Annotated in this window: 10 protein-coding genes; 5 read left to right on the forward strand and 5 right to left on the reverse strand. The window is 69.0% G+C overall.

Translation table 11 applies throughout. The annotated features are described in order from the left end of the window. Window positions 1-327 precede the first annotated feature (327 nt). Complete coding sequence (locus AB0I53_RS48145) at window positions 328-1,011, reverse strand: nitroreductase family protein (protein ID WP_358617550.1); 684 nt, start codon at window positions 1,009-1,011, stop codon at window positions 328-330. Next, on the reverse strand, window positions 1,008-1,955 hold the full coding sequence (locus AB0I53_RS48150; RefSeq protein ID WP_358617553.1) for an alpha/beta hydrolase: 948 nt from the start codon (window positions 1,953-1,955) through the stop codon (window positions 1,008-1,010). The genes AB0I53_RS48145 and AB0I53_RS48150 overlap by 4 nt, the downstream gene beginning before the upstream one ends. A 408-nt stretch (window positions 1,956-2,363) precedes the next feature. On the opposite strand from AB0I53_RS48150, the gene AB0I53_RS48155 reads away from it, so the two are divergent. The 3 genes from AB0I53_RS48155 (at window position 2,364) to AB0I53_RS48165 (ending at window position 5,811) form a co-directional block, all read left to right on the forward strand. Then, a complete protein-coding gene (locus tag AB0I53_RS48155) occupies window positions 2,364-4,241 on the forward strand; it encodes a 2-oxoacid:acceptor oxidoreductase subunit alpha (protein ID WP_358617555.1) in 1,878 nt (625 codons plus the stop codon). Beyond that, on the forward strand, window positions 4,238-5,299 hold the full coding sequence (locus AB0I53_RS48160; RefSeq protein WP_358617558.1) for a 2-oxoacid:ferredoxin oxidoreductase subunit beta: 1,062 nt from the start codon (window positions 4,238-4,240) through the stop codon (window positions 5,297-5,299). The genes AB0I53_RS48155 and AB0I53_RS48160 overlap by 4 nt, the downstream gene beginning before the upstream one ends. Window positions 5,300-5,421: 122 nt before the next feature. Continuing rightward, window positions 5,422-5,811: a hypothetical protein gene (locus AB0I53_RS48165; protein WP_358617561.1), complete on the forward strand. Its 390-nt coding sequence runs from the start codon at window positions 5,422-5,424 to the stop codon at window positions 5,809-5,811. 327 nt (window positions 5,812-6,138) lie between these two features. Here AB0I53_RS48165 and AB0I53_RS48170 read toward each other — a convergent pair whose 3' ends face one another. The 3 genes from AB0I53_RS48170 to AB0I53_RS48180 all read right to left on the reverse strand — a co-directional run bounded on the left by AB0I53_RS48170 (window position 6,139) and on the right by AB0I53_RS48180 (window position 8,917). Continuing rightward, a complete protein-coding gene (locus tag AB0I53_RS48170; RefSeq protein WP_358617563.1) occupies window positions 6,139-6,780 on the reverse strand; it encodes a hypothetical protein in 642 nt (213 codons plus the stop codon). A 16-nt stretch (window positions 6,781-6,796) separates the two neighbouring features. After that, window positions 6,797-7,627 (reverse strand): LLM class flavin-dependent oxidoreductase, encoded by an 831-nt coding sequence (locus AB0I53_RS48175; RefSeq protein WP_358617566.1) that lies wholly within the window; start codon window positions 7,625-7,627, stop codon window positions 6,797-6,799. 204 nt (window positions 7,628-7,831) lie between these two features. Next, entirely contained in the window at window positions 7,832-8,917 is a 1,086-nt protein-coding gene (locus tag AB0I53_RS48180; RefSeq protein WP_358617569.1) for a hypothetical protein, read from the reverse strand. Window positions 8,918-9,227: 310 nt separating this feature from the next. On the opposite strand from AB0I53_RS48180, the gene AB0I53_RS48185 reads away from it, so the two are divergent. Further along, window positions 9,228-10,913, forward strand: coding sequence for an amidohydrolase (locus tag AB0I53_RS48185; protein WP_358617571.1), 1,686 nt, complete (start codon window positions 9,228-9,230; stop codon window positions 10,911-10,913). A 211-nt stretch (window positions 10,914-11,124) separates the two neighbouring features. After that, window positions 11,125-11,865, forward strand: a complete 741-nt coding sequence (locus AB0I53_RS48190) for a polysaccharide deacetylase family protein (RefSeq protein WP_358617574.1) — start codon at window positions 11,125-11,127, stop codon at window positions 11,863-11,865. Window positions 11,866-11,974 lie beyond the last annotated feature (109 nt).

The following is an 11,974-nucleotide window of genomic DNA, read 5'->3' on the forward strand; positions in this document are numbered from 1 at the left end:
CACTGGACCGCAGCGTCCGCTACCAACGACTCACACCCAAACTGTCCACGACGTCGTGAGACAAAACTGTCCGTGAGGTCCTGAGACATGACAGGTCGCTCTGACGACCACTGCCACTCACGAACGCGCAACGGGGTGTTTCGCAAGAGCATCGACACGAAGCACATCCCGCGGTGCACGTGCCCAGTGCCTGACGGTTTTCGCTGGTCAGGACCCGTGCGTGTTTTGTGTTGCCAGAGCGACAAAAAGTACGCACGGCCCACCCGCCCGCTGGGAGCTCTGCTCAGCAGGCGAGTGGGATCGGTGAAATCGCGTGGCTTCCTGATGTCAGCGCCAGATCAGGGCCTCGTCGAGGGGCTTGCGGATCAGATCGGGAACCTCGCAGTCGGCGGCCGGGTAGCCGACCGGGAACACGATGTACGGGCGCTCGCTGGTGGGCCGGTCGAGGATCTTGGTCAGGAAGCCCATCGGGTTCGGCGTGTGCGTCAGGGTCGCCAGGCCCATCGTGTGCAGCGCGTTGATGAACAGGCCGCAGGCGATCCCGACGCTTTCGTTGACGTAGTAGTGCTTCTGCCGTCCGGCACCGCTCACGCTGTACTTCTGGGCGAACGCGACGACGATCCACGGCACCACGTCGAGGTAGTCCTTGTTCGCATCGGTCTCCAGCCGCGACAGCGCGCCGTGCCACTGCGGGATGTCCTCGCGGTCGTAGAACGCCTTCTCCTCGGCCTCGGCGGCCAACCGGATCTGGTGCTTGAGGCCCGGATCCTGCACGGCGACGAACGTCCACGGCTGCTGGTGCGCGCCGCTGGGCGCGGTGCTGGCGCTGCGCACGGCCAGCTCGATCGCCTCGCGCGGCACCGGATCGGAGCTGAAGAACCGCACGCTGCGCCGGGAGTCCAGGTGCTCGAAGAGCTCCTGACCGCGGCGCAGGCCCTGCTCGGCCGATAGCCGTTGCGGGCGGTAGGGCACGAACGGATGGGAATGCGGGCGGCGCGACGGTGCGGTCATTTCTCCTCCGGTATAAGAGCTTCCCGCAGCACGCGGTGCACCTCGGCCATCGCTTCACCGGCGATCGGCAGCAGATCGGCACCGCCGGCGAAGCCGTGGAACAGCCCCGGGCAGTGCTGGACGCTGGTGGGCACGCCCGCGGCTTTCAGCCGCTCGGCGTAGCGCTGGCCTTCGGCGCACAGCGGGTCGCGGCCTGCGGTGAGGACGTGCGCGGGCGGCAGCCCAGCGAGGTCGGCGGCGCGCAGCGGCGAGACGTGCGGGTGGTCGCGATCGGCGGTGTCGGGCACGTACTGGTCCCAGAACCACATCATGTGCTTCGTGGTCAGCAGGCAGTCCGGCCGGCTGTCCACATAGGACTCGGTGGTGAAGTCGTGGTCGGTGACCGGGTAGACCAGCATTTGGAAGGCGATGTCCGGGCCGCCGAGCTCGTCGGCCCGCAACGCCGTCACAGCGGCCAGGTTGCCGCCGGCGCTGTCCCCGGCGACGGCGAGGCGCGCCGGGTCGCCGCCGAGCTCCGCGGCGTGTTCGGCGGCCCACCTCGTTGCGGCGTAGGCGTCATCGGCGGCGGCCGGGTACCGGTGTTCCGGCGCGAGCCGGTAGTGCACGGCGATGACGATCGCGCCGACGCCGTTGGCCATGGCGCGGGAGACGCCGTCGTGGCTCTCCAGATCGCCGAGTACCCAGCCGCCGCCGTGGAAGTACACGATCACCGGCAGCGGCCCGCCGTCGACGCGCGGCCAGTAGATGCGCACCGGGATCTCGACGCCGGGCGCGCCCGGGACGAGCCGGTTCTCGACCTTGGCCACCGGCTGGCGGGGCCGCTCCGCGGCGCCTGCGTCGAGCATCGCGCGGGCCTCGGTGGCGTCGGTGACCGCGCCGCCGAGGTCGGGGAAGTAGTCCTGCATGAGCGCGACGAACGGCTCGGCGTCCGGATGCAACGGCATTGTCTTCCTCCAGCGCAGATGGATCGTCGCAGTGATGTAAACCGACGACGGCGTGCCGAAGGTATCGGCCGTTCCGGCGAACGTGCTCCCGCATCATGGGAAAAGATGTGAAGTGGTGCGGATCACACAATGTTCGATGGAACGGTATGGCCGAGCTCACACGGCCCGATTCTGGCTCCGCGGCCGGTTGCCCAGGCCGGGCGCCGGGTACCTCGATACAGGGGTCGCCACCTGCGGCCGAATCTGGAACTCGATCGTTCCGGTGAAGATCGCGGTGGTCGGGGAGATCCCGTGCGGGCGCGTGCGGACCGTGACGGTGTGGGGCCTGGTTGTGATCGGAATAAAACCCGGGGCTGTATCGTTCGCCACAGCATGAGCGTTGCCTGCACGTGAAGGGGAACGGGTCAATTGAGTACGACGAACGGGCACCGGTCCAACGGAACCCGGAAGCTGAACCGGGTCGTGATCCGGTTCGCGGGTGACTCCGGCGACGGGATGCAGCTGACCGGCGACCGGTTCACCTCGGAGGCCGCGGCCTTCGGGAACGACCTGGCGACGTTGCCGAACTTCCCGGCCGAGATCCGGGCTCCCGCCGGCACCCTGCCCGGCGTGTCCAGCTTCCAGCTGCATTTCGCCGACTACGACATCCTCACTCCCGGCGACCGCCCGGACGTGCTGGTGGCGATGAATCCGGCGGCGCTGAAGGCCAACATTGGCGACGTGCCGCACGGCGGCATCCTGATCGTCAACACCGACGAGTTCAGCAAGCGCAACCTCACGAAGGTCGGCTACGACGCCAACCCGCTGGAGAACGGCGAGCTGGAGCGCTATGCGGTGCACCAGGTCGCGATGGCCACCCTGACGCAGGGCGCGCTCGACGGCACCGGGCTGGGCAAGAAGGACGCCGAGCGCTGCAAGAACATGTTCGCCCTCGGCCTGCTGTCGTGGATGTACCACCGGCCCACCGAGGGCACCGAGCGGTTCCTGCGGGAGAAGTTCGCGAAGAAGCCGCAGATCGCCGAGGCCAACATCCTGGCCTTCCGGGCGGGCTGGAACTACGGCGAGACCACCGAGGCGTTCGCGGTCACCTACGAGGTCGCGCCCGCGAAGTTGCCGGAGGGGACCTACCGGCAGATCACCGGCAACACCGCGCTCGCCTACGGCATCGTCGCCGCCGGTCGGCTCAGCGGCCTGCCGGTGTTCCTCGGCACCTACCCGATCACGCCGGCCTCGGACGTGCTGCATGAACTGGCCAAGCACAAGAACTTCGGCGTCACGACCTTCCAGGCGGAGGACGAGATCGCCGGTGTCGGCGCCGCGCTGGGTGCCTCCTTCGGCGGTGCGCTGGGCGTGACCACGACGTCCGGGCCGGGGCTGGCGCTGAAGTCCGAGACGATCGGCCTGGCCGTGACGCTGGAACTGCCGCTGCTGGTGTGCGACGTCCAGCGCGGCGGGCCGTCGACCGGGCTGCCGACCAAGACCGAGCAGGCCGACCTGCTGCAGGCGCTCTACGGCCGCAACGGCGAATCGCCGGTGCCGGTGATCGCCCCGTGCTCGCCCGCGGACTGTTTCGAGGCCGCGGTGGAAGCCGTGCGGATCGCGCTGACCTACCGGACCCCGGTGCTGCTGCTGTCCGACGGCGCGATCGCCAACGGCTCCGAGCCGTGGCTGATCCCGCAGGTCGACCAGCTGCCCGACCTGAGCGTCGAGTTCGCCACCGAACCCAACGCCCCGGACGGCTCCGGCGAGTTCTGGCCGTACGTGCGCGATCCGGAAACCCTGGCCCGCGACTGGGCGGTGCCGGGCACGCCGGGACTGGAGCACCGCGTCGGCGGCCTGGAGAAGGCCGACGGTAAGGGCAACATCTCCTACGACCCGGACAACCACGACAAGATGGTCCGGCTCCGCCAGGCCAAGATCGACGGCGTGCAGGTCCCGGACCTCACCGTCGACGACCCCGACGGCGCCGCCCGCGTGCTGGTGCTCGGCTGGGGCTCGTCGTTCGGGCCGATCGGCGCCGCCTGCCGCCGGGTGCGCGCCCAGGGCATGTCGATCGCGCAGGCCCACCTGCGCTACCTCAACCCAATGCCGGGCAACCTTGGCGACGTGCTGCGCAGCTACGACAAGGTGATCGTCCCGGAGATGAACCTCGGCCAGCTGGCGATGCTGCTGCGCGCCCGCTACCTGGTCGACGTGCAGTCCTACACGAAGGTCGCCGGACTCCCGTTCCGGGCCGAGGAGCTGCAGAACGTGCTCACCGATGTTGTGCAGGGGGTGCCCGCGTGACCACGACCGATCTGGGAATCCCGGTCCTCGGCGGGTTGGCAGGCGTGCCGACCACGGACGAACCGCAGAAGGCGAAGGACTTCAAGTCCGATCAGGAGGTCCGCTGGTGCCCGGGGTGCGGCGACTACGTCGTGCTCAACGCGGTGCAGAGCTTCCTGCCGTCGCTGGGGCTCAAGCGGGAGAACATCGTGTTCATCTCGGGCATCGGGTGCTCGTCCCGGTTCCCGTACTACATGAACACCTACGGGATGCACTCCATCCACGGCCGCGCCCCGGCGATCGCCACCGGCCTGGCCACCAGTCGGCCGGACCTGTCGGTGTGGGTGGTGACCGGTGACGGCGACGCGTTGTCCATCGGCGGCAACCACCTGATCCATGCCCTGCGCCGCAACGTGAACCTCAAGATCCTGCTGTTCAACAACCGGATCTACGGGCTGACCAAGGGCCAGTACTCGCCGACCAGCGAGGTCGGCAAGGTCACCAAGTCGACTCCGGCGGGTTCGCTGGACCACCCGTTCAACCCGGTGTCGCTGGCGCTGGGTGCGGAGGCGTCGTTCGTGGCGCGGGTGATCGACTCGGATCGCGCGAGCGTCACGGAGACGCTGAAGGCGGCGGCGGAGCACCGCGGCAGCGCGCTGGTGGAGATCTACCAGAACTGCCCGATCTTCAACGACGGCGCGTTCGACGTGCTGAAGGACAATGACGAGAAGCAGCGCCGGATCGTCCCGCTCAAGCACGGCGAGCCGATCGTGTTCGGCCCGGAGGACGAGCGCTGCGGAGTGGTCCAGGACCGCGACGGCTTCCGCGTCTCGAAGCTGTCCGAAGTGGACGAATCCGAGGTCGTGGTCCACGACGCGAACCGCGAAGACCCGTCCTATGCGTTCGCCCTGTCCCGCCTCGGCGGCCAGGACCTGAACCCGGCGGTGACGGGCGTCTTCCGAGCGGTCCAACGCCCGACCTACGACGACCTGGCCCGGACCCAGGTGGCGGAAGCCCAGCAGGCGAAGCCGGCGGACCTCCAGAAGCTGCTGACGGGCAGCGACACCTGGACGATCTGACCGGTCGGGGCATCGTTCGCACTGCCCGGGCATCCGCCGTCGTGAGACTGCGGATGCCCGGGCAGTGGCCGGTTGCTTCGGAAGTCGAGATCTCGTCCGGATTGCTGCGATAGCCTTCCCGAATGGGAGAAGGCCGCGACCCCGATGCCGTTGAGCCCGATATCGACAACACGATCTCGGGCGGGAATTTCAACGGTCCTGTGGGGCAGTTCGGCTTCGTCCACGGCGACGTGCACTTGAATCCCCCGAGAAGTCCTGAAGAGGCGGCGTTCCGCGCGCGCTACATGAAGAAGATGCAGGAAGAGTGGGACGCGCAGGAGAAGGCGAAGAGGGACACCGAGAACAAGCCGGCGGTTGGGGGGTGCGCGATTCTCTACGGCATCGTGTTCATCGTGGTCTTCGGCTTCCTGGCCTGGAGTGCCTGGAAAGCTTACGACAATTTCCATCGCGAGAAGCAGTCGAGCTGCGTCTACATGGAGAACGGCGGCCCTCCGCAGGAGTGTCCGTGGTGAACGTCAAGCACACTGCCTTCGGGCACTAGCAACTTCTGCGCGGGGCCGCGCTTGCCAGAATGGAAGCGCAGATCATGATTTCCGGTCGGCTGCGGCGTGCCGCTCGGCGAACCGCACGGAGACCGACTCGTCGCGCGAGCAGCGCAACTCGACCTCGTGTCCGTCGAGGCAGGCCATTTCGGTTTCCGGCAGCAACCAGCGGTGCGGGCAGACCGTTGTCCCACCGCGACTCTAATCTGCCCGCAGGCAAGCGCGTTCCGCCCAGGCCCGTGAGTGTTTTGGGGTGCCATAGCGCTCCAAAACACTCACGGGTGCCGGTGTCCGGCGCTAGGTCTGGCCGCCTGCCAGCAGTTCGGCTGTTGCCGGTGGTGCTCGTCCCGCCAGGCCTGCCGGGAGGGCCAGGCCGTGGCGGAAGAAGTCCGGGTCATCGGTGCCCTGCATGGCCTCTTCCAGGGGCGTGCTGCCGCCTTCCACTACGTCGAAGATGTCGATCACGTCGCCGTCGCCGTCGTACTGGAAGATGACCGCCGGTTCGCCATCCGGGGCGTACCGCCACTTCTCGATTTCCTGGACTTCGTCCCGTTCTCCGCGGGTGATCGTCATGTGCCGCCTGCCGCCGGGCGTGAACAGGCTGACCTTGTGGTTCGCGGGCTCTCCTCTGCCCGACGGGAAGAAGTAGGTCAGCTCGCCCCAGAAGTGGGCCCGCCCGGCGGTCACCGAATTCGGCAGCACGACGCAGAACGGGACCTTGGCGTGCTTCCCGGCGTGCTCGTTGCGGGCCCGGCCGAGTTCGGCCGTTCGGTACTCGAAGTGGACGGGCTTCTTGCCGCGGTAGAAGGCGATGCGCACGGGTTGCCCGGACTCGTCGAACACCGCCTCGGTGTGCTCGTCCGTTCCTTTGCGGTCGCGCTCGTCGATCTCCGCGGCCGGGTCGATCTCCCAGCCCCGGTAGAAACGCCGTGCCGGCATTCGTTGGTCTCCCGGTTCAGCGAGTTGCCACGACGTCTGCCATGCGGTCGACCTGGTCAGGGTCGGGGGACCAGCAGTAGAGGATCGCCTCGTCGGCTCCTAGGTCTTCGAGGCGTTGGAGCTGGGCCTTCAGGTCGGCAGTGGTGGTGACCATGGCGTTGGCGAAGCCCGGATTTCCGTAGTACTCCGTCATTTCCGTCCGGGCTTCGTCGGCCACCGCGTCCGGTCCGATCGCCGCGTTGAGCTGGCCGATCAGGCGGGGCCTGCCCGGCCGGTCGTGGGTCTGCCAGGACTTCTCGGCGAGGCGGAAGGTCGTTTCCATGTAGTCCAGCGGACCCGCCGCCAGGAAACCATCTCCCCAGCGGCCCACCCGGTCGATCGCCGCCGGGACGAACCCGCCGAACACCACCTCCGGGCGGACCGCCGGGCCGATCGGGCCCGCCTGGTCGCAGTAGGGCTCGCCCGCCCAGAGCCGGTGCATGAGCCGCATCTGCTCGTCGAGGATCCGGCCGCGGAGCTTGATGTCCGTTCCGGCGGCCACGTGGTCGTCCTCGCGGCCGCCGACGCCGATGCCGAGCGTGAAGCGGTTTCCGCTCAGCTGGGCCAGAGTCGCGCTCTGCTTGGCCAGCAGCGGGGCGTGGCGCAGCGGGGCGAGCAGGACCTCGGTCTGGACCCGGATGCGCCGCGTCGCGCCGGCGAGCGTCGCGAGGGTCACCAGGGGTTCGGGGTTGTCGTACACCAGGCGGTCCAGCAGGCCGAGCGTGCTGAACGGGCCGTCATCAGCCCGTCGCGCCCACGTGAACAGGGCGGTGGGGTCGGCGATGGGCAGGCCTAGGCCGATCTTCATTACTTGCGCCTCCAAAAGGGCAGGGTGAACACCTGTGCCGCCCCCTCGTTTCGCGCAAGCGGGTTCCCGTTCTGCGGCGCACTCCTGGGGAACCTGATCAGAGTGCCGTCACCCTATCGCGGCGATCATCCGGCGCGCACCCGGGTTTCCGCCATGTGCGCGAAAGCGCCACCCGGAACTCGGATGGCGCTTCGCACACGGGCCTCAGCCGGCGTAGGCCGCGGCGTAGGGCTTCGCGTCGTCCTGGTCGGAGTTCGCCGCACCGACGGCGAGCAGCTTTCCGTCGTCCAGAACGACCCCGCTGAAGGTGACCACCGACCTGCCCTGCGGCGGGACCGGATCCGGCACGTTCTGCCAGTTCTGGCCGTCATACCGCAGTACGTACGGGCTGTTCGAGTCATACCCGACTGCCCAGAGCGCGCCCTTGCCGGCGACGAGATCGTCGATCTCGCCCAGTTCATCCGGCACTTGCCCGGGCGACCACTGCTTGCCGTCCCAATGCAGCGCGACCGGACGCCGAGCGACGGTGCCCTGGTCCCGGAAGCCGACCGCCCACACGTCGTCGGGCGCCAGCACGAGCGCGTCCTCCAGGCTCACGCTCCAGTCCGGCACGTCGACCTGCGGCTGTTCCTGCCACTGCTTCCCGTCCCAATGCAGGATCAGCCCGACTACCTTGCCCTTGCCGTCGACCGTGATGTGCTTGCTGCCCACCGCCCACAGGTCGTTCGGTGAACTGCCGTCGATCGCGGACACCTTCCACCAGTCCCCGAGATCGAGCTGCAGTGGAACCTCGTTCCACGCCTTGCCATCCCAGTGCTGGATCGAGCCCCGCCGCCAGGCTTCGTTCGCCTCGGTCGCCGATCCGGCGGTCCACACGTCGGCGGCGCCGAACACCTTCGTCCCGTGGTACTGGGTGTATGTCCCCGGTGGGGACGTGAGCGGCACCTCCTGCCACTGCTTGCCGTCCCAGTGCATCGACCTGCCGTCGCCGACCGACCACACGTCGTCGCGATTCACGACGGCGGCCTCGTTCACCCGGCCGATGTTGGGCGCCTGCACCTGCTCCCAGCCCTGCTGGCCGCGGAGGAAAGCCATCGTGCGGAATTCCTGCCCGTCGAAATCGACGCCGAAGGACCACGCGACGCCATCACCGCCGGCGGCGGTGTGCAGGGACGACTGGTACTGCTGCGGCGGAATTGGCTCCTCCGCCCAGGTCCCCGCGGCCGAGGCGGACTGCCCGAGCAGCAGCGCGGTGGCGCCCACCGTCCCGGCGATTACCAGATGCTTCACCCAATGCCTCCTTGGAGAAAGGTTCACGCCAGTTACCCGCCGGTGCGGAGAATGGTTTACACCTCGGCGGAAGTTGCGCCGAATGCTCCAGTCTCGGTCGGCATTGGTCGCAAGGGCGGTGATCTCCGAGGCGCACCTGGGCTGTGGCTCGGCGCAAGGAGGTGTGCGGATTGGGGTCGCATTACCCACTGGCAGTTGATTGACCGATCAAGGACTACGAATTACGTTGCCTGGCAGATGATCAACCGAGCGCGACCACCGGAGGTCGGCGATGTGTCAGGAGTGCTGTCGTCCTTCCCCGCAGCTTCGGATGTCCCGGGCGCAGTTCCTGAAGCTGGTCGGGCTGGCCACCGCGGGCGCGGCGGTCTCCGCCGGTTGCGCGAGCGGTGACACCGGCGCGGGGCAGCCGGGCGGGCGGAAGCTGATCGACAACGTGCGGGGCTTCACGCTGACCGCGAACGGGCCGCGCGAGTTCGGCAGCCTGCTGGTCGAGGCGGACGGCCGAGTCGGCGGGCTCGACGTCGGCAGCGCCGGCGACGCGGAGCGCATCGACGGGCGGGGCCGCGTGCTGATCCCCGGGCTGCACGACGCGCACGGGCACTTCGGGCAGCTCGGCGCCAACGTCTCCCAGCTCAACCTCGCCGGGACGAAGTCCCTGCAAGAGGCGATGCAGGCGCTCAAGACCTTCGCCGCGCAGCACCCGGAGCGCCAGTGGATCCTCGGGCGCGGCTGGAACGACGTGATCTGGGGGCTCGGGCGGTTGCCCTCGGCCGCCGACCTGGACGCGGTGGTGCCCGACCGGCCGGTGTGGCTGGTCCGGGTCGACGGGCACGCCGGGGTGGCGAATTCGGCCGCGCTGCGGCAGGTCGGCGTCACCCGCGACACCCCGACCCCGCCGGGCGGCGAGATCGTTCGCGGGGCGGACGGCGCGCCGACCGGTGCTTTCGTCGACGCGGCGCAGGACCTCGTCGAGCAGCACCTGCCGAAGCCGACGGTCGACGACCTCAAGCAGAACTTCCTCGCCGCGCAACGCAAGCTCAACGAGGTCGGGCTCACCTCGGTCAGCGACGCGGGCACCAGCGCCGCCGAACTCGCGGTGCTGCACCAGCTCGCCAACTCCGGCGAGCTGACCATCCGCACCAACTCGTTCCTGACCTACGACGCGTTCCGGGAGCTCGGCGCGAAGGCGCGCACCGACTCGGTCGCGGGCGACATGCTCCGGGTGCGCACCGTGAAGCTCTACATCGACGGCGCGCTCGGCAGCCACGGCGCCGCGATGCTCCAGCCCTACGACGACGATCCGGGCAACTCCGGACTGCCGCAGCTGGACGCCGGCGAGTTGAGGAACCGGGTCGCGCAGGTCATGCGGGAGGGCTTCCAGGTCGCCACGCACGCCATCGGCGACGCCGGGAACCGGATGGTGCTCGACGCCTACGAGGCCGCCGCGGCGGAGTTCGCCGGCGGCATGCGGCACCGCATCGAGCACGCGCAGGTCCTCGCGGTGGAGGACATCCCGCGGCTGCGCGCGCACAGCATCATCGCCTCGATGCAGCCAGTGCACGCCACCGACGACATGAACATGGCCGAGAAGCGGGTCGGGCACCGCCGCATCGCGGGCGCGTACGCGTGGCGGACCATGCTCGACCAGGGCATCACCATCGCCTCCGGCTCGGACTTCCCGGTGTCGTCGGAAAATCCCTTCGACGGCCTGCACGCCGCGGTCACCCGCACCGACCGGGACGGGCAGCCGGTCGGTGGGTGGTACCCGGATCAGGCGATGAGCCCGCACGAGGCGCTGCGCTCGTTCACCCTCGACGCCGCGTTCGCCGCGCACCAGGAACGGGTGCTCGGCAGCCTGGAGCCGGGCAAGTGGGCGGACTTCGTCATCCTCGACCAGGACCCGCTGGAGCCGCCGCCGGGCCGGGCCCGCTGGCAGACCGGGACCCTGCAGACCTGGGTGGCGGGCCGCCGCGTCGGCGAGTACGGGGCGCTCTGATTGGTCGTTCTCGCGCGAAAACGCCACACCCGCTCAGGCCACTCCCGTGCACGATGAGTAAGTGGCGCGGGTGTTGGTTCCCCACGAATTGAGCGCCCAACGGGTGAGGATCGTACGTGTGGGGTAGCGAGCTTACCGCAGCGGACGGATCCGGATGGGGCACCGCGTCCTTACGTTTGCAGGACCTGCTGCCGAGGAAAGCGGCGACGCCATGACGCAGACCGTTACCAAGTGGACCCGGAGCGCGACCGAACGCCCGTTCCCGTACGTCCTGATGTACCACTCGGTGGCCACATACTCCCGCGATCCGTACCTGGTGACGGTCGATCCGCAGCGCTTCGACCGGCAGCTGGGCTGGCTGCGCCGCAACGGGCTGCGCGGGGTGTCGATGCGCGAGCTGATGCAGGCGCGCGAGGAAGGGGACGCTCGCGGGCTGGTCGGGCTGACCTTCGACGACGGCTACGCCGACTTCGTCCACAATGTGCGGCCGTCGCTCGAGAAGTACGGGTGCACCGCGACCGTCTTCGTGATCGCCGGACGGCTGGGCGGGCACAACGCCTGGGACGCCGACGGGCCGCGCAAGCGGCTGGTGACCGCGGAGGAGATCCGCGGGATCGCCGAGGCCGGCCTGGAGGTCGGCTCGCACGGGATGCTGCACCAGCAGATGTCCGAACTGGACGATGACGAGCTGCTCGGCGAGATCGCCGAGAGCCGGGAGCGGCTGCGCGACCTCACTGGGCAGGACGTCGGCGGGTTCTGCTACCCGTACGGCGACGTCGACCTGCGGGTGCGGAACACGGTCGAGGCGGCCGGTTACGACTACGCGTGCGCCATCTGGCGCTCCCCGCTCTCCGGCCAGCACGCCCTGCCGCGCACCTACGTGGGCGACCGGGACGGCGCGCTGCGACTGCTGGCCAAGCGCCTGCGCCACGCGCTGACCGCCAACCGCTGATCCAGTCCCGCAATCGCCCGGCTTCCGAGGCAACGTTTACGAGGTAACGGGGCCGTGGGGGGTTTTGGGTTGGTTTTACGCCCCCCAGAAGAACGCCACCCTGAAGGGG

Source organism: Saccharopolyspora sp. NPDC050389 (assembly GCF_040655595.1).
Classification (GTDB): Bacteria; Actinomycetota; Actinomycetes; order Mycobacteriales; family Pseudonocardiaceae; genus Saccharopolyspora.

Coding starts and splice junctions, on each gene's coding strand:
- AB0I53_RS48145 (WP_358617550.1), bottom strand. CDS start 1,011: ATGACCGCACCGTCGCGCCGCCCGCATTCCCATCCGTTCGTGCCCTAC.
- AB0I53_RS48150 (WP_358617553.1), bottom strand. CDS start 1,955: ATGCCGTTGCATCCGGACGCCGAGCCGTTCGTCGCGCTCATGCAGGAC.
- AB0I53_RS48165 (WP_358617561.1), top strand. CDS start 5,422: ATGGGAGAAGGCCGCGACCCCGATGCCGTTGAGCCCGATATCGACAAC.
- AB0I53_RS48170 (WP_358617563.1), bottom strand. CDS start 6,780: ATGCCGGCACGGCGTTTCTACCGGGGCTGGGAGATCGACCCGGCCGCG.
- AB0I53_RS48175 (WP_358617566.1), bottom strand. CDS start 7,627: ATGAAGATCGGCCTAGGCCTGCCCATCGCCGACCCCACCGCCCTGTTC.
- AB0I53_RS48185 (WP_358617571.1), top strand. CDS start 9,228: ATGTCCCGGGCGCAGTTCCTGAAGCTGGTCGGGCTGGCCACCGCGGGC.
- AB0I53_RS48190 (WP_358617574.1), top strand. CDS start 11,125: ATGACGCAGACCGTTACCAAGTGGACCCGGAGCGCGACCGAACGCCCG.